Consider the following 21,113-nt stretch of genomic DNA (forward strand, 5'->3'; position numbering starts at 1 on the left):
GTATTTCAATCCTTTCCTAACCTTCAAAACCTTGCGTATGTCTTTTTTCAGTGAGTTCAAAGCCTTTGCCATGAAGGGTAATGTGATCGATCTGGCTGTCGGTGTTGTAATCGGCGCCGCTTTCGGTAAGATCGTCAATTCCCTGGTGGACGCTATCATAATGCCTATTGTCGGGATTTTACTCAAAGGAATCGACTTTAAAGAGGCAATGATTAAAGTCGGGGAAGCCGAAGTCAAATATGGCTTATTCATTCAGGCTCTTGTCGAATTCATCATTATCGCATTCGCCATTTTCCTCGTAGTGCGCACCATCAACCGATTCAAGAAGGAAGAACCGGCTCCCGCTCCAGCAGGCCCCACGCCTACGGAGCAACTCCTCATGGAAATCCGCGACGAACTCAAAAAACCTTAATTACGGATACGCTTTTTTAACGGTTGGTCAACTTTTTACGCTGGCCAACCGTTTCCCATAATTGTACTCAACCAACAGTAATCATGAAGCATTTTTCCTGTTTCCTCATCGCCCTGCTGTTCATCGGCGGCACGCTGCATGCGCAGGACCAGACATTTAAGAAACTCCGCGAGGAATCCGCCAAAGGCATCAAAAACACCGAGAAAGATACCACCGGGCGGCTCTGGAAAAAAGGCGGCTCCTTCGGCCTCACCTTCAACCAGGGATCATTGTCCAACTGGGCGGCCGGGGGCGACAAGCTCTCCCTTTCCCTCCTCGGGACCCTCAACGCCTTCGCCAATTATAAAAAAGGCAGGCACTCGTGGGACAATAACATCGACCTCGCCTACGGCTACGTGAATACCACCAGCCTCGGCACCCGCAAAAGCGACGACCGTATCGACCTCACCTCCAAATACGGCTATGATATCGGCCGCAACTGGTACCTGAGCGGCCTCTTCAACCTCCGCACCCAGTTCACCGACGGTTATATCTATCCCACCGATTCCACCCGCGAATTCACCTCCACCTTCTTCGCGCCGGCATACATCGTACTGTCGCCCGGTATCGACTGGATGCCGAATAAGGATTTCTCCCTGTTTATGTCGCCATTTACAGGCAGATGGGTTGTGGTGCGCGACGAATTCCTTTCCAGCAAAGGCGCCTACGGCGTGGATACCGGCAAACATGTGAAAAGCGAGTTCGGCGCCTACGTGACCGCCACCTACAACAAGGAATTCGCCAAGAACATGACATACAAAACCAAGCTGGAGCTGTTTTCCAACTACAAACACAATCCCGGCAACATCGATGTGTTCTGGACTAATATTATTTCGTTGAAAGTCAACAGGTTAATCAGTGCCAATATTTCCTGGGACATGATTTACGACGACGACGTGCGGGTATTCGAGAACAAGGAAACCGGCGTCATGGGGCCCAGGCTGCAGATCAAGCAGGTATTGGGCGTGGGGCTGACGGCCAAGTTCTGATCTCCCGGATTTTTGTTATTTTTGATAAACCTGTCGGTACCTCCCGGCAGGTTTTATTATTTTATTATGAGCGAACAGGATATTTACAAGATCAGTCTGCCGCAGTTCGAAGGCCCCTTCGACCTGCTGTTGTTCTTCATCGAGCGCGACGAGCTGGATATTTACGATATTCCCATCACGACGCTGACGAATGAATTCCTGGATTTCATCCATAAAATGGAGCAGCTCAACATCGAGCTGGCCAGTGAGTTCATCCTGTTCATTTCTACGCTGATGCGCATTAAAGCGAAGATGCTGTTGCCCCGTAAGGAGCTGGATGCGGCGGGGAACGAGATTGACCCGCGGCAGGAACTGGTGGACAAGATCCTGGAATATAAGCGCTTCAAGCAGGCGGCCATCGAGCTGGCCGAGAAAGAGGCAGACCGGATGCTGGCCATGAAGCGTGGCAATATCCAGAAAGAACTGGCGGAGATCGGGGAGCTGACGAGCGAGGGGTCCGAAGTGCAGACGCTGACGCTCTTCAAGCTGACGAAGACCTTCGAGAAGGTGATGCAGCGCGTGAAAGAACGGTCCAACAAGCCCCAGCACGTGGTGTACAAGTACGACTACACCATGGAAGGCAGCCGCGAATACATGATGGATCTGGCCCGCGCCGAGAAAACCATCGCGTTCGAGAAAATTTTCGATCACTGTAAAGACCGCGTGCATGCCATCTTCCTGTTCCTAGGGATGCTGGAGCTCGTACAGGCCAAATACCTCAGCATCATGGTAGGAGAGGGCCGCAACAATTTTATCATCGACTACGTAGATCCTTCCGACCGGCCGGAAGAAGAAGTCGTGGTTTTTGAAGATTAGTGAATATGGCTAGCAAGAAAGATCAGATAGAAGTATTGAACCTGTCGGAATATGCGCAGGAAGATACCCCGCAGGAATTCAGCGTGTCGCACCTTTGCAGCATCGCACCTGTGTTCCTTGAACACCAGGAAGCGCCCCACCGGCACGATTTCTATACCATCTACTGGATCAAAAAGGGTGAGCTGACCCATACCATCGATACGGTGACCCACACCGTGAAAAAGAACACCCTGTTTTTCCTCGCGCCCGGGCAGGTTCACCAGCTCAAATCTTCCGAAAAGATAGACGGCTATATGATCGCGTTCCATAACTGCATGATGTGCCCTGCCGGCACTTCCGATATGGATCCCATCAAGAACGGCCTTTTCGTGAACGACGCGTTCAGTTCCGTGGTGCATATCACCGACCCCGCCGTGGAAAAGGAAATCGACTGGCTGGTGCTCCGCATGGAAGAAGAAGTGAACGCCCGCCGCCCGAATTACGATTCCGCTTTCCGGAACCTGTTGCAGTATTTCCTCATCGTGGCGAGCCGCAACGCTCCTAAACCCGTTTCCCTATCACCTGAATACCAGTCAAAGCATAACAGCGCCCTGTTCATGACGTTCAAAGGCCTGATCGAACAGCAATATAAAGAACTGAAGAACGTGAGCGACTATGCCGCGCTGCTGCACATTAAACCGGTATTGCTCAACGAGATCAGCAAACAATTGTCGGGCATCACCGCCGGGGAGCACATCCGCAACCGCGTGATCCTGGAAGCCCAGCGCTATCTTTTCAACACCGATCTCACCGCGAAAGAGATCGCTTACACCCTGGGTTTTGAAGATCCCCACTATTTCTCCCGCTTTTTCAAGAAATACACCAACCAAACTCCGTCGGAATTCAAGGAACTTGCAAAAGCGTAATTACTTCATCGTAATAGCCTGATTGTCAAATTAATGTGGGATTGATAAAAAAAGTCCACCGTTTACATCATTCTATCCATTCCGGATAGATGTTATAACATGTACTTTTGTATTGTCTTTTAAAAGGAGGCAAATATGACACACACCACAAAGCAAGTAGCACACATTTACCAAGGCGCGCAGGCCCATATGGTTGGCGACGGATTCAAGGTGCAGAACCTTTTTCCCGGCGGCAACAAGATGATAGGCAAGCAGTTGAGCCCGTTTTTCCTGTTGGATTATGCGGCCCCTCACTACTTTGCGCCTTCGGAAACGCCCCGCGGCGTGGAAGAGCACCCGCACAGGGGGTTCGAAACGGTAACCATCGCCTACCAGGGCGCCCTTGAGCACCGGGACTCCGGCGGCAACAGCGGCAAAATCGGCCCGGGCGACGTACAATGGATGACCGCCGCTTCCGGCGTTGTCCATGAAGAAAAGCACGAACGCGAATTCACCCGCAACGGCGGCGTCCTCGAAATGGCACAGCTTTGGGTAAACCTTCCCAAAGCCCATAAAATGGACCCGCCCCGCTACCAGTCGATCCTCGACACCGACATCCCCGTGAAAGACCTCGGGAACGGCAGCTTTGCCCGCGTCATCGCGGGAAATTTCGAAGAAGTTAACGGTCCCGCAAAAACCTTTACGCCCGTCAACTTGTTCGATATACGGCTCACTGCCGGAACGGAAACCACCCTCACCCTGCCCGATTGGTACAACACGGGTATCGTGGTGCTGAAAGGCGCGGTTTCCATCAACGGCACGCATGCCGCCAAAGCCGTGGAAATAGCGGTATTCGAACAGAAAGGCGCATCCATCACGGTGAAAGCGGAAGAAGACAGCACCTTGCTGGTCCTCAACGGCGAGCCTATCCGCGAATCCATCTTCGCATACGGCCCCTTCGTGATGAACACTAAAGAAGAAATCATACAAGCCATCGACGATTTTAACGACGGTAAAATGGGCCGGCTGAACTAAACAACAACATCTGAACCTGAACCATTCATTCATCAAACAACTTAAAAAATTACCAACAATGGCAACCTGGAAAATTGACACCGCACACAGCGAAATCGAATTCAAAGTGAAACACCTCATGATCACCAACGTAACCGGCCACTTCGCCACTTACGACGCCACGGTGACCGCCGGCAACGACGACTTCTCCGATGCTAAAATCAGCTTTGAAGCCGATGTGAACAGCATCAGCACCAAAAACGCCCAGCGCGACGAGCACCTGAAAAGCCCCGACTTCTTCGATGCCGCCAATCATCCTAAAATCACGTTCACCTCTACCGGCGTGGAAAAGAAAGACGCGGATACTTTCGTCCTCAACGGCGACCTTACCATCCGCGGCGTGACCAAACCCGTAGCCCTGAACGTAGAATATTCCGGCATTACCATCGATCCGTATGGCCAGACCAAAGCGGGTTTCGAGCTGACCGGCAAAATCAACCGTAAAGATTTCGGTCTTTCCTGGTCGGCCACCACGGAAGCGGGCGGACTGGTTGTGAGCGACGACGTGCGCCTGATCGCTGCGGTACAGATCATCAAACAAGCATAATTCAACAATAAAAGGAACTGACAAATGGATATCCTCGAGAAACTGAACTGGCGTTATGCCGTGAAGAAATTTGATCCTTCGAAGCAGTTGAGTGAGGCGCAGTTGGAAAGGGTTCTGGAGGCTACCAGACTGTCTGCATCCAGCTACGGCCTGCAACCTTACAAGGTGATTGTAGTGAAAGACCCGGCCATCCGGGAAGCGCTGAAAGCCGTATCCTGGAACCAGCCGCAGATAACGGATGCATCGCATCTCGTGATCTTTGCAAGATTCGATGATTTGAACCACGGACATGTAGACACATTCATTGGTCACGTCGCGGGCGCCCGGAATCTGCAACTGGAAGACCTGAAAGGTTATGAAAATATGATGAAGGACACGGTGAACCGCCTCAGTGAAGATGCCGCTGCCATATGGACTTCCAAACAGGCCTACCTGGCCCTTGGAACCCTGTTGACGGCCAGTGCGGTGGAAGGCATAGACGCCTGTCCGATGGAAGGGTTCGATGCGGCTGCATACGACGAAGTGTTGGGATTGAAAGAGAAGAATCTGCGCACGGTGGTAGTTGCGGCGATTGGTTTCCGCGCGGAAGAAGATACGATGCAGCATGCAAAGAAAGTGAGAAAGCCCCTGGGAGATTTCGTGGAATTAGTATAACAAACAGGTTGTTTGGGGGTTTAGGTAAACCGGGTGGAGCAATTCACCCGGTTTTTTTAATCTGGATTCCTTAATTTTAATCTCTTTCGAAACAATTCACCCAAAATAGCAAACAATGAAAAGATCCGCAACTGCAAACTGGAAAGGCACCGGTAAAGAAGGTAAAGGCACTGTGTCTTCCGACTCCGGCGTTCTGAAAGATACCCAATATTCCTTCAGCAGCCGTTTCGAATCCGGCATCGGCACCAACCCCGAAGAACTGATCGCCGCCGCGCACGCTGGCTGCTTCACTATGAAACTCAGCTTCGTGATCTCCGGCGCCGGCTTCACGCCCGATAACCTCGACACCAAAGCGACTGTGACTTTCGAGAATGGCGCCATCCCCGGCATCCACCTCGACGTAACCGCCAGCGTTCCCGGTCTCGACGCAGCCAAATTCGCGGAATTCGCGGAAGACGCGAAGGCGAATTGCCCGATTTCCAAACTCCTGAACACCAACATCACGATGGACGCAAAACTCGTTTAATCGTATACGTTAGTAGGAATCCGTAAAGCCGGGCGTGGTTGAAAAACCATGCCCGGCTTTCGTTTTACGTGAAAAATAGTCCACCATTTGCGCCATCGCGTCCATTGTGCGGCGGGGTGTTTTTTCGGACATTTGTGTAAAGAAAAAAGGAGATCAAAGATATGAAAACAACCATCCACCGTGCCGACAGCCGCGGCTTTGCCAATCATGGCTGGCTCCAGTCCAGCCACACTTTCAGCTTTGCCGGGTACTACAATCCCGATCGCATTCACTTCGGCGCGTTGCGCGTTTTGAATGATGATACGGTGAAGGGCGGAATGGGCTTCGGCGCGCACCCGCACGACAATATGGAGATCGTGAGCATCCCGCTGAGCGGCGCCCTTGAGCACCGGGATACCACGGGACGCCACAAGATCATCAACCAGCACGACGTGCAGATCATGAGCGCCGGCAGCGGCATTGAGCACTCTGAGTTCAACGCCAGCAAAACCGAACCGGTGAAATTCCTCCAGATCTGGCTCTTCCCGAAAAAACGCGACGTGGCCCCGCGCTACGATCAGCAAACCTTCGAACCGGCGGACCGTCACAATCGCCTGCAGGTGGTCGTATCGCCCGAAGGAACCGGAGAAGGACTCCCGATGAACCAGGACGCCTGGTTTTCGCTGGGCAACTTCGATAAGGGGCAATCCTTTACCTACAGCCCGAAAAAGGAAGGCAACGGCCTCTACCTCTTCGTGATCGGCGGTACCGTAACGGCCGGCGGCGAAAACCTCGGCCCGCGCGACGCGATTGCAGTTGAAGATTACGCCCAACTTGATGTTACAACATCGGAAGACGCGCAATTGCTGCTCATGGATGTACCCATGCTTGCTTAAAGCATATCCACGAAAAATACCATGCCCGGTGGAAAAAATCCACCGGGTTTTTCATTTCCCTGAACCAAAATCGTCGTAAATTAGAACTGCACGAAGGAATCACCGAATGGCATATTGAAGCGAAAGAAGGGTAGTATGATGCACGCAATCGTCATCCTGTCACTTTAATCAATATATCATGGAAGTACCAGCACAGTCCACAGACATCCAGGCACAGTTTTCATCCTGGAAAGAAGAAGTTGATCAAGTACGTTCCAACCTACGTACCATGCGCGGCAGACTCCAGGAAATCGCCACCTCGCCGCAACCCGACGCCGAAAGATCCCTGGCGATCGAACATTTCCAAAACCAGTTTATACGACAGTTAGAAGTAGCCGACGAAATGTATCACGACCTGAAGCAGTCGGCAAAACATATGGGCTACGGCCGCCCGGCCATCATACACCACGACAGGCCCGTAGACGACATGAGCAGCCTGCAGGACCGAATGCAGGTTTTCCATAAACTTCACAATGAATTGTCCGGCGAGTTCAGCCGGTTTGCATCGTACGACTGATCCCGCATTTTACCGGTGATTCGTCTGGCGCAGCTTATCCTGTATTTTATACAGCGTTGCGTCCAGTTCCGTGCTGCATTCCCGCAGCATGGCCAGCAGCCTGTTGTTCAGCACGGGTTCATTCTTTTCCAGGTCAAACATCGACATGATGCCCAGGATCGACGCCACGGGTTTGCGGATTTCGTGTGAGTTGATCCGTGCGATCTCGTGGAGTGTATCGTTGTTCTCCTGCAGGCGTTGCATGAACATGAGCCGTTCGGTAATGTCGGTCTGGATGAGGATGTATTGCCGCAATTGCCCGTCGGGGCCCATAACAGGCGTTACCACAGACTTCACCCAATAGGGCGTTCCGTTCTTTTTGTAATTGCGTATTTCGAAGTCGAAAGCCGCGCCCCGCGCCATTTTATCATCGATCATGGCAATGGTGCCGGCGTCGGTTTCGGGGCCAGATAGCAGGTCTTTCACGAATTTACCCGCCGCATCTTCCTGCGTATATCCCGTCATGAAGCGAAAGCCTTCGTTCACGTAATCGATGCGGCCTGCCGCGTTGAGGATAATCACGCTGTTGGCGGTATGGCTGGCTACGAGGCTTAACATTTCGAACTCCTGCTTTTGCCGCGTGCTTTCGTCCACATCCTGTATCACGCCCACCATGCGGATAGGATGACGTTGTTCGTTGAAGATGATATACCCGCGGTCGTATACGTATTTGTAGCGGCCGTCGGCGCAACGGAAGCGGTAGGATGCCTCCATGCGGTCTTTGCCCATGGTGCAGGCCAGGTCGAATATTTGCATGACGCGGGGGAGATCCTCCGGATGCACGCGCTCTTTCCACCATTCCGCATGATCGCCCACTTCATTTTCGCGGTAGCCGAAAAGCGAGACGGGGCCGTGGTTCCGGGCGATGCGGTTTTGTTTGATGTCGTAGTAATACACGTAATCCGGGGTCACCTGCGCGAGGAGGTCGTACCGCGAACTGATGTCTTTCGCTTCGATCATCTGCCGTACTTCCGCGTCGATATCCAATGCCATCACGATGCGCGCTTGTTTACCCCGGAAGAGCGTGGGGCGGGAGTGAAGCTCCACGTAAAACAATTCCCCGCTCTTGCGCCGGTGCTGCCAGATACCGCGGTAAGAAATCGTAGTGTCCGTACGTTTGACGTCGTCCATCATTTCGGGAATGGTATCAGGATCGCGGATGTCGCGCAGGGTCATGCTGAGAAATTCGGCGTCGCTGTAACCGTACTTCATCACTGCCGCTTCATTCACCGCCAGGAATCGTAAGCTTCCCCATTCATACACCCACATCGGCACCGGATGTTCGCTGAAGAACTGGCGGTAAGGCGCCTGTATTTCCTCGCGCGTGCGGAATACGATCCGCGCCGCGATAAATACCAGTATGCAAGCCAGGATGATAAAAATGATGAACAAAATGATATCCGCGTCGCTACCGGGAAACGAACCCGAAAGCCACACGCGGAGCGGCATGTAAAGAATTCCCCAGATAAGGCCCGCCGCCGCCAGAATGCCCGTAATCTTCAGGGCAGGTAAGCGCATCACTTGAATTTAAAAAACAAGGTAACCTTTTTGCCGTTATCGGCCAATTCTAGTGTAAGCGGCGATGCCGCGCAAACTTGTTTGTCACCACTCCAGGGTAACATCATCGCTTTGCGCGTATCCGGTACAGGTAAGCACCATGCCTTTGGCAAGTTCTTTTTCAGTCAGCACTTCGTTCACCGACATCCAGACCTTGCCGCCTGTACACGTAGCGATGCAGGATCCGCATACGCCACCTTTGCAGCTATATGGCAGCGCCACCTGCAGGCGGAGCGCGGCGTGAAGGATGGTTTCGTTGCCGGGTACTTCCAGCGTTTGCAATCCCCCTTCGTGGCGCAGGTGAACGCGTTTGATGGTGGTATCCTCGGGCACGGCGGTCCGCGCGATCTTCGCGTCGGTGTTCACAACGAAGTTTTCTTTATGCAGCTGCTCGGGCCGGAAGCCCATGAAAGTTAGCGTGAATTGGGCCATGCGCATATATTCCACCGGCCCGCAGATATAGAAGAGCGCTTTATCCCGGTGGTGCCGCAGGTGCCTGGGGGCCATGGCTTCCAGTACGATGTTGTTCATCCGGCGTATGCCCGGCGCGGCGTCTAACGGGTCGCTGAAGATCCATACCACCGTGAGCCGATCGGGAAATAATGTTTCCAACGCCTGTATCCGGCTGCGGAATATGGCGTTCTCCTCATTGCGGTTGCTGTAGATCAGCGTAACATGGGAAGCCAGGTCTTCGTACAGGGCTTGTTGCAACAGCGAAAACAAAGGCGTGATGCCACTGCCCGCACCGAGTAAAACGATGTCGCGCTGCGTCTGCGGATCGCTGTCGAGCACGAAGCGGCCGGAGGGGAGCAGGGAAGTAACGATATCGCCCACCTGCCAATGCCGGATAATATGCCTGGAAATGGCGCCATTGGCCACGCGTTTGACGGTAACTGCCAGGTGGTCGTCAATTCCCGGGGTGGTGCAAAGGGAATAAGAGCGCCGGTATTCGGTGCCGTGGAGATCGATCAGGAAGGTGAGAAACTGTCCGGCCTGGTACTTCACGGTTTTCCCGTCGGCGCTTTCGAACCGGTAAGTCCACACGTCGGGTGTTTCTCGGGTGATTTGCGTAATGCGTAGTGATATGTAGAGGTCGCGCATGGTGAATGCGGCGCCGGGTGCCCGGGAGGCTCCGGGCGCCGGGAACGTCTTTTATCAGCTGGTTTGAACAGTAATTTTGCTTTCGAGCATGGCGCGCACGGCCGAAGCGATGGCGGCGGCATCGTATCCGCACTCGCGTTGCAGCTCGGCGGGTTTGCCATGCTCCACGAGGCGGTCGGGGATACCGAGGCGTTTCACGTCGGCCTTGTAATCGTGGTCGGCCATGAATTCGAGCACTGCACTGCCGAAGCCGCCTTGCAGCGAACCGTCTTCCACCGTGATCACACGGTCGAAGCGCTGGAAGATCTCATGCAGCATTTCGGTGTCGAGCGGTTTTACAAAGCGCATGTCGTAATGCGCGGGCTGGAGGCCGTCGGTCATCAGTTCTTTCATGGCCTCGGTAACATAGTTGCCGGGGTGGCCGAGGGAAAGAATGGCGACGTCGCGGCCATCCTGTATTTTTCTGCCGGTGCCGATATTAATTTGGGAGAAGGGCCGCTTCCAGTCGGGCAACACGCCTTCGCCACGTGGGTAACGGATCACGAAGGGGTTGGTGGTGGATGGCAGCTGCGCGGTATACATGAGGTTGCGCAGCTCTTCTTCGTTCATGGGCGCACTCACGATCAGGTTCGGGATGCAGCGCATGTAGGAAATATCGTACGCGCCGTGGTGCGTGGCGCCGTCTTCCCCGACGAGCCCCGCGCGGTCGAGACAAAATACCACGGGCAGGTTCTGGATGGCCACGTCGTGGATCACCTGGTCGTACGCCCGTTGCATAAATGAAGAGTAAATGTTGCAATACACCTTCATGCCCTGGGTCGCCAGGCCAGCCGACAGGGTAACGGCGTGCTGTTCGCAGATGCCTACGTCGATCGCGCGGCCGGGCATTTGCTCCATCATCCATTTCAGGGACGAACCGGAAGGCATCGCGGGCGTGATGCCCATGATGCGGTTGTTCTGTTCCGCCAGTTCAATGATGGTATGGCCGAACACGTCCTGGTACTTGGGCGGTTGCGGCTTTTCAATGGCTTTCTTGAAGATTTCGCCGGTGATTTTGTCGAACAGTCCGGGTGCGTGCCACTTGGTCTGGTCTTTTTCAGCGAGCGCGTATCCTTTGCCTTTCACGGTGCGCACATGCAGCAGCTTGGGGCCGGGGATGTTGCGCAGGTCGTGCAGGGTATCTACGAGTTTGGTGATGTTGTGCCCGTCGATCGGTCCGAAATACCGGAGGTTCAGGCTTTCGAAGAGGTTGCTGGATTTGGTCACCATCCCTTTGACGCTGGCTTCGAGCTTGGAGGCCATGTCACGGGTAAATTTCTTGCCGATGGGCATCTTCCCGAGCAGGTTCCATACATCATCGCGGAGCTTGTTGTAGGTATGGGAAGTGGTGATATCCGTCAGGTATTCTTTCAGCGCGCCCACGTTCGGATCGATGGACATGCAGTTGTCGTTAAGGATAATGAGCACGTTGGCGTTGGAAACGCCAGCATGGTTGAGGGCTTCGAAGGCCATCCCGGCGGTCATGGCGCCGTCGCCGATCACGGCGATGTGCTGACGGTCGTGTTCTCCTTTATTGGCGGAAGCGATGGCCATGCCGAGGGCGGCGCCGATGGAAGTGGAGGAGTGTCCCACGCCGAAGGTGTCGTACTCGCTTTCTCCGCGGTTCGGGAACCCGGCGATCCCTTTGTATTTGCGGTTGGTATGGAAAACGCTTTTGCGGCCGGTGAGGATCTTATGGCCGTAAGCCTGGTGGCCAACGTCCCACACGAGCTGGTCGTATGGCGTATTGTAAGCATAATGCAGGGCAACGGTCAGTTCCACCACGCCAAGGCTGGCGCCGAAGTGGCCGCCGTGGACGCTCACAACGTCAATGATGAACTGGCGCAACTCGTCGCACACCTGGTGCAGCTGCTCCTTGCTCAGTTTCCGCAGATCGGAAGGGTATTCGATCTGGCTTAATAATTGACCTGCCGTAATTTCCATATCACCTTTTGGGTTTAATGCTCAAAAATACATGTTCTGCTGCATAAATTGGCCCAATCCGGTGCAAATTTGCGCCGGAAGGCCCTTTTTCCTTGTGGGAGAGGGCAAGCGTGTAAGCGGGGTGTCATAAGAGTAATGTATTGATAATCATCATTAAGTATGAATATTTATCATGTTTGAAATAACGGGTATTCCCGCAGGGTCCCATTTAACCGCTTTAACGGCCATTGGTAATAATTGCGTTCCACTGCGCGTTACGGCTTGGTATTTTTGGATGAAGCAGGTTTTCTCGCGGGACTTTGCTAACTTTTACTGAATGTTTAAACGCTTGTCAAAATATTGGTGGTGCCAGATACTTGGGTGGGGAGCGTGTTCCTTTCTGTACTTCTTCTACGGATTTTTCTTCGTTAAGCTGGACTGGTGGATGTTCCCCTACCTCCTGGCAACGGCCGGGCTGGGGATTCTCATCACACATGCTTTCCGTGCGGTTATCGTCAAATACAAATGGATCGAGAAGCCGTTCGAGAGCGTAGCCATTTACTTTTTTTTCGGGATTGCGGTTTGCGCCACGATCGATTCCTTCATCCTCAACTGCATCTGGTATGCGTTGAATGTGGGGCATTGGGACGAGGCCTTCCGCAGCAACTGGTTGCAGACGTTCCTGCAGCATTCCGTGTTTATATCCCTCTGGGCGGTGATTTACTTCCTCTGGCACTACGTGGAGGAAAGCCGGAATTCGCAACTGGGGCAGCTGAAGCTGGAAGCCACAGTGCGTACGCTCGAACTGAAGACGATCAAGAGCCAACTCAATCCGCACTTCATTTTCAATGCGTTGAACAGCATCCGCGCCCTGGTGGACGAAAATCCGCGGCGCGCGCGGACGGCTATCACGGAGCTGAGCAATATTCTCCGGAACTCCATGCAGGCCGACAAGGCGGAAACCGTGAGCCTGGAAAACGAACTGAGCATTGTAAAAGATTATCTTGCATTGGAAAATATCCGGTTCGAGGAGCGGTTGAAGGTGCAGTATGATATTGACCCGGAGACCCTTGAGCTCCCGGTGCCCCCGCTGATGCTGCAAACCCTCGTGGAAAACGCCATCAAGCATGGCATCTCCCGGGAAGTGAACGGCGGGCTGATCCTCATCGGATCGCATGTCCACGACATGTGCCACGAGATCACCATCCGCAACACCGGTAAATTCATCGAAAACCAGCAGAACGGCGGCGGATTCGGCCTCGCATCCACCCGCCAGCGGCTGGGGATACTCTTCGGCAAAAGAGCATCTTTCGACATTAAAAACATCGACCACGCAACGGTGGAAGCCAAAGTGCTCATGCCGTTATTATAAAATCGTCAACCAATTTTGACAGTATGAAAAAAGCTTTGATCATAGACGACGAACGACTGGCCAGAAGCGAGCTCAAGAAGCTGCTGGCGGACCATCCCGAGATCGTGGTGGTGGGTGAAGCGGTGAATGCGAAAGACGGGATGGAAAAGATCGAGTCGCTCCGGCCCGATCTCCTCTTCCTCGACATCCAGATGCCGGATAAGACCGGCTTTGATCTATTGGCCGAACTGGAAAGGACGCCGCAGGTGATTTTTACCACCGCGTACGACGAATACGCCCTCAAGGCTTTCGAGTACAACGCGCTGGATTACCTCCTCAAGCCCATCGAGCCGAAACGGCTGGCAGACGCTATCCATAAGCTCCACCAGGCCGACGAGAAGGAGCGCATCGCCGCCGCAACCGGGATCCGCAACATCCTCGGGGAAAGCGACCAGGTGTTCGTGAAAGACGGCGACCGCTGCTGGTTCGTCAAACTGCAGGAAATCCGCCTGTTCGAAAGCGTGGGTAACTATGCCCGCGTCTATTTCGAAACCAATAAACCTTTGATCCTAAAATCGCTGAATGCTCTTGAAGAGCGCCTCGACGAGCGGGTGTTTTTCCGTGCCAACCGGAAGCACATCGTCAACCTCCGTATGATCGAGCGGATCGATACTTACTTCAACGGGGGGCTGCTCCTGGAGATGCGCGGAGGGGAGAAGATCGAAGTAAGCCGCAGGCAGGCGGTGAAATTCAAGGAAATGATGAGCCTGTAGGGCTGCATGAAATTTGGAAGTGCCGGGCGGCGGGGAATTTTTTCCTGCCGCCCTTTTTTGTGATGTTACGGCGCTTAACGGGTGAGAAAATGTGAAAATTGTATTACGTGTATCCCGTTTGTGGCCACATTACTGCATACTTAAGGAAGGGGTATTCCGGGCTTACAGTATAGTTAATGTAGGGTAACTCCGTATAAACAGTATATCAGGAAGGGGCAATCTCAATACAGTAGGGACCTGGCAGGTATTTAGTATATATGGGATATACATACGGTTGCCTTGTTTATAGGACGGGTAGGCTATTGTCTGGTATTATTTTGTAAAAATGAGGAAGAGGTTGATTCCGGAACGGGATTTGCGAGATAGGGAGACGCGACCGGCGGCCCGGGAATAATTAAGGGCTGCCTTGGAGAAAGCAGCCCGTTATTTAAATTATGCTTATGAAAAAAGGCCTTACGGCCGAAAAAACCATAGTCGTGCGGATACCCGTGCGAAACCCATACCTCGACCGGGACAGTTAACGTTAAGCGTACTGTAGTAAATAAATTCTCTGGATATGCTTGTGATATGTTCTATCTACAAACCGTTCGGATGAAAAGCCGCTGGCCAGGCGATTACAAAAAATTCACACTCACGTCTGCTAGCGCCTCAATTCAGGGCCTTTGAATTACGCTGTTTAATGGTCTGGTTGGTTTCGGGGTGCAAGATATTAAACCTCCGCAAGTTTTCATACAAATCTTGCGGGGATCAATAAAAAATTTGATAGAGGGATAATTTTAGTGGCTGAAGTGAAGGGGGGCCTGATAAGCCGGAAGGTTTAACGGGCGGCGTTTACGGGGGCGCTGTGTACGGCGTCGGCGATTTCCCGGATCAGGGAAGCATCTTTTTCGATGGCGTTTCCGACCACGATGATATCGGCGCCTGCTTTGCAATTCAAATATGCTTTTTCGGCGGTACGGATACCTCCGCCAACGATTACCGGCACTTCCACCTGGCTGGATACGCGCTGGATCATGCTTTCGGTGATGGGTTTGCGGGCGCCGCTGCCGGCGTCCATATAAATCACTTTCATGCCCAGCATGTCTCCCGCCATCGCGGTGCACATGGCAATATCGTCTTTATCTGCGGGGATGGGGGTGGCGTTGCTGATGTACGACACCGTGGTGGGGGCGCCGCCATCGATCACCATATAGCCGGTGGAAATTACTTCCAGCCCGCTCTTCTTCACAGCGGCGGCGGAAACCACATGCTGCCCGATGAGCAGTTCCGGGTTGCGGCCAGAAATCATGGAAAGGTAAAGCAAGGCATCCGCGTAACGCGAAACCTGGGAAGGGCTCCCCGGGAACAGAATCACCGGAATATCGCAACTCGCCTTGATCTGTTGCACTACATCATCCAAATGATCGGTAATAACAAGACTACCGCCCAGGAAGATATAATCCACCTTCGATTCCGTGCATTTGCCGGCCAGATCTGCAATCCCGTCAGGCGTTACCTTGTCCGGATCTATCAGAACTGCGAATGATTTTGTACCCTTTGCCTTTCTCTCGATAAAGGAATTGTATATTTTTCTGTACATTAATAATGCATTGTTCCGGTTGTCGCAAATGTATACAATTTTTCGTAATAAGGACAGCGGCAAATAAATATGCATGGTATTGATTTTGCAATTGAATCCCTCCCCAACCACTCATATTATCAACACCCATACGGCCGTTATTGTTAATGGAGGCTTTTCCACAAGCTGTGCAAAACAAAACTCGTTTGTGTATCCATTGTAAGGTAACTTAGTTATCCCACACACAGAGTCGAAAAACCAGATTTGTTTAATCCTGTTAAAATTTTCTAGGGCATGAAAAATCAAGTAAAGAAGACCGGCGGTCTGACGTTTTCGCGGCATTTCACCCGGGAAGGCGTGAGCCCTTTCGATCAGTTCGGGTATGACCTTCGTTCGTCCGTTATCCGCAACCCTGGCGGAGACGTAGTTTTTGAAATGAATAATGTGGAAGTGCCGAAGGGTTGGTCGCAGATCGCTACCGATATTCTGGCCCAGAAATACTTCCGGAAAGCCGGCGTACCCCAGCCCGATGGCTCCCTGGGCAGGGAAACGTCCGTCCGCCAGGTAGTGCACCGCATGGCCAACTGCTGGCGCGCATGGGGAGAACGATACGATTATTTCGCCTCCGCCAAAGACGCACAGGTATTTTACGAGGAACTGGCCTATTGCATGCTCAACCAGGCCTGCGTGCCCAACTCCCCCCAGTGGTTCAATACCGGCCTCTATGAAAGCTACGGCATCAAAGGGAAGCCCCAGGGCCATTATTATGTGGACCCCAAAACCGAAAAACTCCAGAAATCCACCTCCGCATACGAACGCCCGCAGCCTCACGCCTGCTTCATCCTGAGCGTGGACGACGACCTGGTGAACGACGGCGGGATCATGGACCTCTGGGTCCGCGAAGCCCGTATCTTCAAATACGGCTCCGGTGTGGGTACCAACTTCTCCCGCATCCGCGGCGAAAATGAAAAGCTCGGCGGCGGCGGCTCCTCCTCCGGCCTGATGAGCTTCCTCAAAATCGGCGACCGCGCCGCAGGCGCCATCAAATCCGGCGGCACCACGCGCCGGGCGGCCAAAATGGTCTGCCTCGACCTCGACCACCCCGAAATCCTCCAGTTCATCAACTGGAAAGTGGAAGAAGAAAAGAAAGTAGGCGCCCTCATCCAGGCCGGTTACGCTTCCGATTACGAAGGCGAAGCCTACAAGACCGTGTCCGGCCAGAACTCCAACAACTCCGTCCGCATCCCCAATACCTTCTTTCATGCCCTGGAAGCGGACGGCGAATGGAACCTGACCGCCCGCACCACCGGGAAAGTGATGAAATCGGTGAAAGCCAGTGACTTGTGGAACCAGATCGCCTATGCGGCCTGGCGCTGCGCCGACCCCGGCACCCAATACGACACTACCATCAACGAGTGGCATACCTGTCCGAAAGGCGGCCGCATCAACGCATCCAACCCCTGTTCCGAATACATGTTCCTCGACAACACGGCCTGCAACCTGGCTTCCGTGAACCTCCGCCGGTTTTTCGACGAAAGCACCAGCCGGTTCGACGTGGAAGGGTTCGAGTATACGGTAAGATTATGGACCGTAGTGCTCGAAGTGTCCGTGCTTATGGCGCAGTTCCCTTCCCGCGAGGTGGCGGAGCTGAGCTACCAGTACCGCACCCTTGGGCTTGGATACGCCAACCTGGGCAGCATGCTCATGGTGAGCGGCATCGCGTACGACAGCGAGGAAGCCCGCGGGATCGCGGGGGCCATCACCGCGATCATGACAGGCGTTTCCTATAAAACGTCCGCCGAAATGGCCGGGCACCTCGGCGCTTTCCCGAAATACGCGGAAAACAAACAGGATATGCTCCGCGTGATGCGCAACCACCGCGCGGCCGCTTACGACGCCATCGAGGCCTACGAAGGACTGGAGATCCGCCCGCAGGGCATCAATGCCCGCTATTGCCCGGATTACCTGCTCACGGCGGCTACCAAAGCCTGGGACGACGCCGTGAAGCTGGGTGAGCAATACGGTTACCGGAATGCGCAGGCAACGGTGATCGCCCCTACCGGTACCATCGGTTTGGTGATGGACTGCGATACCACGGGTGTGGAGCCTGATTTCGCGCTGGTGAAGTTCAAGAAACTTTCCGGCGGCGGGTATTTCAAAATCATCAACCAATCCATCCCCTCTGCGCTGCAACATCTCGGGTATAAAGACAATGAGATCAAGGCGATTGTGGATTACGCGAAAGGGACGGGCAGTTTCGGCGGTGCGCCTTACATCAATCCGCAGTCGCTCAGCGAGAAGGGTTTCATCGGCGACGAGCTGAAGAAGCTGGACACGGCCGTGGCCTCTTCTTTCGACATTGCATTCGTTTTCAATGTGTATACGTTGGGCGAGGAATGTTTACAACGGCTGGGTTTCAAGCCAGAGCAATATTTCAATATGGAATTCAGCCTGCTGCACGAACTGGGCTTTACCGACGAGCAGATTGAGGCGGCGAACGACTACGTGTGCGGCACGATGACCGTGGAAGGCGCGCCTTACCTGAAAGATGCGCACCTGCCTGTGTTCGACTGCGCCAATAAGTGCGGTAAAAAAGGTGAGCGTTACATCCATCCCCACGGGCACATCCGGATGATGGCGGCGGCGCAACCCTTTATTTCCGGCGCTATCTCCAAAACCATCAACCTGCCCAACGAGGCCGTGGTAGAAGAGATTGCGGATTCCTACAAGCTGAGCTGGGAGCTGGGGCTGAAAGCCTGCGCGCTCTACCGCGACGGTTCCAAACTGAGCCAGCCGCTGAGCAATAAGAGCGATAAAAAGAAGAAATCTACCGAGGCGGAAGCGCCCGCAGCTGAGACCGCGCAGATTATTGATATGAACCAGCTCACCATCGACGAGCTGCTGGAAGAATTGAACAAGCGCATGACCGCCAGTACCGATACGTCGCTAAAGAGGGCATTGTCGCGGATTGTGGAGCGCAAAACGTTGCCGGCCAAGCGCCGCGGGTTTACGCAGAAGGCGAAAGTGGGCGGGCAGCCGATTTTCGTGCGCACGGGCGAATACAACGACGGCACGCTCGGCGAGATTTTTATTGACCTGGCGAAAGAGGGCTCCACATTGCGGAGCCTCATGAACTGCTTCGCAATCGCCGTGAGCGTGGGGCTGCAGTACGGGGTGCCGCTGGAGGAATTCGTTGACAAATTCGTGTTTACACGTTTCGAGCCCGCCGGTATGGTGGACCACCCGAATATCCGCTCGGCCACTTCACTGATCGATTACATATTCCGCGTGCTGGGTTATGAATACCTGGGCAGAACCGACCTGGTGCATATCCTGGAAGCACCGGGGAATACGGGAGAAGACGACTGGGACGATGAGCCCGCCGCCGCGGCCGCTGCAAAACCCGCGCTGTCGAACGTGCGGATCTTGGGAAATAAATCATCGGAAGCACCCGGTCCTAAAGCGGCCAAAGCTCAGCCAGTAGGGGCTGCGGGCAGTGAAGGCGGAACGCAGGAATACATGCGCAGCATGCAAAGCGATGCACCGGCATGCAACACCTGCGGGCATATAACGGTTCGTTCCGGCACATGCTACAAATGCCTGAATTGCGGGAATAGCATGGGTTGCAGCTGATGTATTCAGGACTTTTTAACAAGTAACCGTCCTCCGCTGAAATTTTATCGCATCCTGAAATCAGCCATGGGAGCGGGTTTGATAGAGATAAATAATCTTGTTACTTTGTTAATTATTTGTTATTCACCTTCGAAAATTTCAAATAAAGTTAACATCGATATACCTTTGTATACAAATAGGGTTTTCATAGGATAGTAACAAATTGAGGGCGCTTTTCTAAGTGCCCTTTTTCTTTTCAAACCCTTGAAGGCTGCGGTTTTCACGCATGCCGCATTTCCCAACTTATTTTGCATTTTTTCAAGTTTCTCCGTACCGGAAAATGGATTTTCCGCGGTGGGGAATTTCATTGCGTTAGTTTTTTTCCCGCGATTGAATTTATTTTCACGGCATTTGCTTTCAGAAGATTTTCTACTGCACTATTGCGGCAGTCAAATGAAACATCGCGCAAGAAAGCGCGGTTAAGGCATATCCATTTACCAGCGGCATCTGGGAATGAATGCCTTGTACTTGATAATTTTGCAGCTGGAAAAGTTAACCGCCACATCCTGCCATTCCTGTTATATATGTGAGAATTTCCCCGATGCATTGAATTTGGGGATGTAGGAAAGCGGGAAGTTTTCATTAACAATTCCGGGACGGGAAGCAAAAACGTTTTTGCCCAGCGATTGAATTTTTGTTGAATTTCCTTCAAAAAACGGCCATTCAATTTCAAAATATTCATTTTTATCCCGCTTTTTTGAGGAAAATGAATATTAAAAGTAAATCGTTTGTAGTTATTGTATTTATTTTATATTTGTTAAAGTATTAATTTTTTATATGGTTACTGTCCTATGAAAAACCAAAAATTCCTACACCGCGAGAATCTTCTTGCACAGTAAATGACTCTCGAAAGCAATGGATTTTTCCATTGCTTTTGTTTTTTCAGCCGGTGCGGGAAAAGAAAATTATACGGGGAGCAGCTCGCGGAAATGAAAGCGGGTATCCCAGGCCAGGGGTTTCTCCTCCTGATCGCCCTCTTCCTGGAAACAATTATCTTCCTTTTTGTAGCAATCATCGCCATTCCGCGCCGGAGCGTAGGTGCGCGTCACCGTATCGCCCATGCGGAAAGGGACTGGCGAACTGAATATGGGGCCGTCGTACACGAAACTATGGAACTCGCCGTTTTCCCCGCAAGGATCAACATTCGCGGGAAGATCGGCCAGGAATGCGGCATCGAACTCCCGCCCGGCAAACTCCGCCGGCAGGAAACGGTCGTTCACGCAAACGATCACCGCCCTAAAACCGGCCGCGATGAAATCCCGGGCCAGCTGTGTACTGTCGCGCTTCCACAACGGGAAAACCCCTTCCATACCCGCCTTCGCCAGCTGTGCTTCCCGGTAGGCCCGTAAGTCTTCCAGGAAAATATCCCCGAACACCGCCTGGCGGATGCCTTCCCGCTGGTATCCTTCCAAAGCTTCGCTCATGATCCGGTTGTAATCTTCCATGGACGCATTTTCGGGGAGAAACGCCTTTTTCAGGGGCAAACCGGTGCGCCGCGCCTGTTCGTCCAGCAAAACCTCCTGCACTCCGTGCATCGATACCCGCCGGTACGCCTCGCTCAGCGTCGTGAACAACCCGCGGACCCGCACGCCGCCCGACTGTTGCAGTTGCCAAAGGGCGAAAGACGCGTCTTTCCCCCCGCTCCAATTGATATATGCTTCCATTTCACGTAAAATTATTGTATTTCCG

General features: G+C 53.1%; 20 protein-coding genes. 13 read left to right on the forward strand and 7 right to left on the reverse strand.

Translation table 11 applies throughout. The features are described from left to right. The first annotated feature begins 37 nt into the window (after positions 1–37). The 10 genes from mscL (at position 38) to WJU16_RS15100 (ending at position 7,411) form a co-directional block, all read left to right on the forward strand. Positions 38–412, forward strand: coding sequence for a large-conductance mechanosensitive channel protein MscL (gene mscL / locus WJU16_RS15055; RefSeq protein ID WP_341834313.1), 375 nt, complete (start codon positions 38–40; stop codon positions 410–412). A gap of 83 nt (positions 413–495) precedes the next feature. Next, positions 496–1,440, forward strand: a complete 945-nt coding sequence (locus WJU16_RS15060; RefSeq protein ID WP_341834314.1) for a DUF3078 domain-containing protein — start codon at positions 496–498, stop codon at positions 1,438–1,440. 66 nt (positions 1,441–1,506) lie between these two features. Next, positions 1,507–2,295, forward strand: coding sequence for a segregation/condensation protein A (locus WJU16_RS15065; protein ID WP_341834315.1), 789 nt, complete (start codon positions 1,507–1,509; stop codon positions 2,293–2,295). Positions 2,296–2,300: 5 nt separating this feature from the next. After that, positions 2,301–3,200, forward strand: a complete 900-nt coding sequence (locus WJU16_RS15070; RefSeq protein WP_341834316.1) for a helix-turn-helix domain-containing protein — start codon at positions 2,301–2,303, stop codon at positions 3,198–3,200. A 135-nt stretch (positions 3,201–3,335) separates the two neighbouring features. Then, complete coding sequence (locus WJU16_RS15075; protein ID WP_341834317.1) at positions 3,336–4,214, forward strand: pirin family protein; 879 nt, start codon at positions 3,336–3,338, stop codon at positions 4,212–4,214. 58 nt (positions 4,215–4,272) lie between these two features. Beyond that, the gene (locus WJU16_RS15080) at positions 4,273–4,800 is read left to right on the forward strand and encodes a YceI family protein (protein ID WP_341834318.1); all 528 of its coding nucleotides are present in this window, start codon (positions 4,273–4,275) and stop codon (positions 4,798–4,800) included. Positions 4,801–4,824: 24 nt separating this feature from the next. Further along, a complete protein-coding gene (locus tag WJU16_RS15085; RefSeq protein WP_341834319.1) occupies positions 4,825–5,454 on the forward strand; it encodes an NAD(P)H-dependent oxidoreductase in 630 nt (209 codons plus the stop codon). A gap of 115 nt (positions 5,455–5,569) precedes the next feature. Further along, complete coding sequence (locus WJU16_RS15090) at positions 5,570–5,980, forward strand: OsmC family protein (RefSeq protein WP_341834320.1); 411 nt, start codon at positions 5,570–5,572, stop codon at positions 5,978–5,980. A 161-nt stretch (positions 5,981–6,141) separates the two neighbouring features. Further along, positions 6,142–6,855: a pirin family protein gene (locus WJU16_RS15095; RefSeq protein ID WP_341834321.1), complete on the forward strand. Its 714-nt coding sequence runs from the start codon at positions 6,142–6,144 to the stop codon at positions 6,853–6,855. A 178-nt stretch (positions 6,856–7,033) separates the two neighbouring features. Continuing rightward, positions 7,034–7,411: a hypothetical protein gene (locus WJU16_RS15100; RefSeq protein WP_341834322.1), complete on the forward strand. Its 378-nt coding sequence runs from the start codon at positions 7,034–7,036 to the stop codon at positions 7,409–7,411. Positions 7,412–7,420: 9 nt separating this feature from the next. On the opposite strand, the gene WJU16_RS15105 is transcribed toward WJU16_RS15100, so the two are convergent. The 3 genes from WJU16_RS15105 to dxs form a co-directional block, all read right to left on the reverse strand. Continuing rightward, positions 7,421–8,968, reverse strand: coding sequence for a PAS domain S-box protein (locus WJU16_RS15105; protein WP_341834323.1), 1,548 nt, complete (start codon positions 8,966–8,968; stop codon positions 7,421–7,423). 84 nt (positions 8,969–9,052) lie between these two features. Next, on the reverse strand, positions 9,053–10,108 hold the full coding sequence (locus WJU16_RS15110; RefSeq protein WP_341834324.1) for a ferredoxin--NADP reductase: 1,056 nt from the start codon (positions 10,106–10,108) through the stop codon (positions 9,053–9,055). Positions 10,109–10,162: 54 nt separating this feature from the next. Next, positions 10,163–12,091 (reverse strand): 1-deoxy-D-xylulose-5-phosphate synthase, encoded by a 1,929-nt coding sequence (dxs, locus tag WJU16_RS15115; RefSeq protein WP_341834325.1) that lies wholly within the window; start codon positions 12,089–12,091, stop codon positions 10,163–10,165. A gap of 316 nt (positions 12,092–12,407) precedes the next feature. Between dxs and WJU16_RS15120 the strand changes: the two genes are divergently transcribed. Beyond that, complete coding sequence (locus tag WJU16_RS15120; RefSeq protein WP_298711309.1) at positions 12,408–13,442, forward strand: sensor histidine kinase; 1,035 nt, start codon at positions 12,408–12,410, stop codon at positions 13,440–13,442. 23 nt (positions 13,443–13,465) lie between these two features. Next, a complete protein-coding gene (locus tag WJU16_RS15125; RefSeq protein ID WP_341834326.1) occupies positions 13,466–14,194 on the forward strand; it encodes a response regulator in 729 nt (242 codons plus the stop codon). 817 nt (positions 14,195–15,011) lie between these two features. Here the strand turns inward: WJU16_RS15125 and WJU16_RS15130 are convergent. Then, entirely contained in the window at positions 15,012–15,773 is a 762-nt protein-coding gene (locus WJU16_RS15130; RefSeq protein ID WP_341834327.1) for a geranylgeranylglyceryl/heptaprenylglyceryl phosphate synthase, read from the reverse strand. Between the two features lie 273 nt (positions 15,774–16,046). Here WJU16_RS15130 and WJU16_RS15135 point away from each other — a divergent pair, with 273 nt between their 5' ends. Beyond that, positions 16,047–19,385: a vitamin B12-dependent ribonucleotide reductase gene (locus tag WJU16_RS15135; RefSeq protein ID WP_341834328.1), complete on the forward strand. Its 3,339-nt coding sequence runs from the start codon at positions 16,047–16,049 to the stop codon at positions 19,383–19,385. Positions 19,386–19,504: 119 nt separating this feature from the next. Here WJU16_RS15135 and WJU16_RS15140 read toward each other — a convergent pair whose 3' ends face one another. From WJU16_RS15140 to WJU16_RS15150, 3 genes are all read right to left on the reverse strand, one after another. After that, positions 19,505–19,732 carry a hypothetical protein gene (locus WJU16_RS15140; protein ID WP_341834329.1) on the reverse strand — a complete coding sequence of 76 codons (228 nt, stop codon included), beginning with the start codon at positions 19,730–19,732 and terminating at the stop codon, positions 19,505–19,507. Continuing rightward, positions 19,729–20,106, reverse strand: coding sequence for a hypothetical protein (locus WJU16_RS15145; RefSeq protein WP_341834330.1), 378 nt, complete (start codon positions 20,104–20,106; stop codon positions 19,729–19,731). Before WJU16_RS15145 ends, WJU16_RS15140 begins: the two co-directional genes overlap by 4 nt. A gap of 223 nt (positions 20,107–20,329) precedes the next feature. Beyond that, the gene (locus WJU16_RS15150; protein ID WP_341834331.1) at positions 20,330–21,088 is read right to left on the reverse strand and encodes an ATP-binding protein; all 759 of its coding nucleotides are present in this window, start codon (positions 21,086–21,088) and stop codon (positions 20,330–20,332) included. Between the last annotated feature and the right edge of the window lie 25 nt (positions 21,089–21,113).

This window comes from Chitinophaga pollutisoli (assembly GCF_038396755.1).
GTDB lineage: Bacteria > Bacteroidota > Bacteroidia > Chitinophagales > Chitinophagaceae > Chitinophaga > Chitinophaga pollutisoli.

What these genes read in the sequence shown, in the direction of transcription:
- mscL (WP_341834313.1), top strand. Translation starts at nt 38, where the DNA reads ATGTCTTTTTTCAGTGAGTTCAAAGCCTTTGCCATGAAGGGTAATGTG.
- WJU16_RS15060 (WP_341834314.1), top strand. Translation starts at nt 496, where the DNA reads ATGAAGCATTTTTCCTGTTTCCTCATCGCCCTGCTGTTCATCGGCGGC.
- WJU16_RS15065 (WP_341834315.1), top strand. Translation starts at nt 1,507, where the DNA reads ATGAGCGAACAGGATATTTACAAGATCAGTCTGCCGCAGTTCGAAGGC.
- WJU16_RS15070 (WP_341834316.1), top strand. Translation starts at nt 2,301, where the DNA reads ATGGCTAGCAAGAAAGATCAGATAGAAGTATTGAACCTGTCGGAATAT.
- WJU16_RS15075 (WP_341834317.1), top strand. Translation starts at nt 3,336, where the DNA reads ATGACACACACCACAAAGCAAGTAGCACACATTTACCAAGGCGCGCAG.
- WJU16_RS15080 (WP_341834318.1), top strand. Translation starts at nt 4,273, where the DNA reads ATGGCAACCTGGAAAATTGACACCGCACACAGCGAAATCGAATTCAAA.
- WJU16_RS15085 (WP_341834319.1), top strand. Translation starts at nt 4,825, where the DNA reads ATGGATATCCTCGAGAAACTGAACTGGCGTTATGCCGTGAAGAAATTT.
- WJU16_RS15090 (WP_341834320.1), top strand. Translation starts at nt 5,570, where the DNA reads ATGAAAAGATCCGCAACTGCAAACTGGAAAGGCACCGGTAAAGAAGGT.
- WJU16_RS15095 (WP_341834321.1), top strand. Translation starts at nt 6,142, where the DNA reads ATGAAAACAACCATCCACCGTGCCGACAGCCGCGGCTTTGCCAATCAT.
- WJU16_RS15100 (WP_341834322.1), top strand. Translation starts at nt 7,034, where the DNA reads ATGGAAGTACCAGCACAGTCCACAGACATCCAGGCACAGTTTTCATCC.
- WJU16_RS15105 (WP_341834323.1), bottom strand. Translation starts at nt 8,968, where the DNA reads ATGCGCTTACCTGCCCTGAAGATTACGGGCATTCTGGCGGCGGCGGGC.
- WJU16_RS15110 (WP_341834324.1), bottom strand. Translation starts at nt 10,108, where the DNA reads ATGCGCGACCTCTACATATCACTACGCATTACGCAAATCACCCGAGAA.
- dxs (WP_341834325.1), bottom strand. Translation starts at nt 12,091, where the DNA reads ATGGAAATTACGGCAGGTCAATTATTAAGCCAGATCGAATACCCTTCC.
- WJU16_RS15120 (WP_298711309.1), top strand. Translation starts at nt 12,408, where the DNA reads ATGTTTAAACGCTTGTCAAAATATTGGTGGTGCCAGATACTTGGGTGG.
- WJU16_RS15125 (WP_341834326.1), top strand. Translation starts at nt 13,466, where the DNA reads ATGAAAAAAGCTTTGATCATAGACGACGAACGACTGGCCAGAAGCGAG.
- WJU16_RS15130 (WP_341834327.1), bottom strand. Translation starts at nt 15,773, where the DNA reads ATGTACAGAAAAATATACAATTCCTTTATCGAGAGAAAGGCAAAGGGT.
- WJU16_RS15135 (WP_341834328.1), top strand. Translation starts at nt 16,047, where the DNA reads ATGAAAAATCAAGTAAAGAAGACCGGCGGTCTGACGTTTTCGCGGCAT.
- WJU16_RS15140 (WP_341834329.1), bottom strand. Translation starts at nt 19,732, where the DNA reads ATGAAATTCCCCACCGCGGAAAATCCATTTTCCGGTACGGAGAAACTT.
- WJU16_RS15145 (WP_341834330.1), bottom strand. Translation starts at nt 20,106, where the DNA reads ATGAATATTTTGAAATTGAATGGCCGTTTTTTGAAGGAAATTCAACAA.
- WJU16_RS15150 (WP_341834331.1), bottom strand. Translation starts at nt 21,088, where the DNA reads ATGGAAGCATATATCAATTGGAGCGGGGGGAAAGACGCGTCTTTCGCC.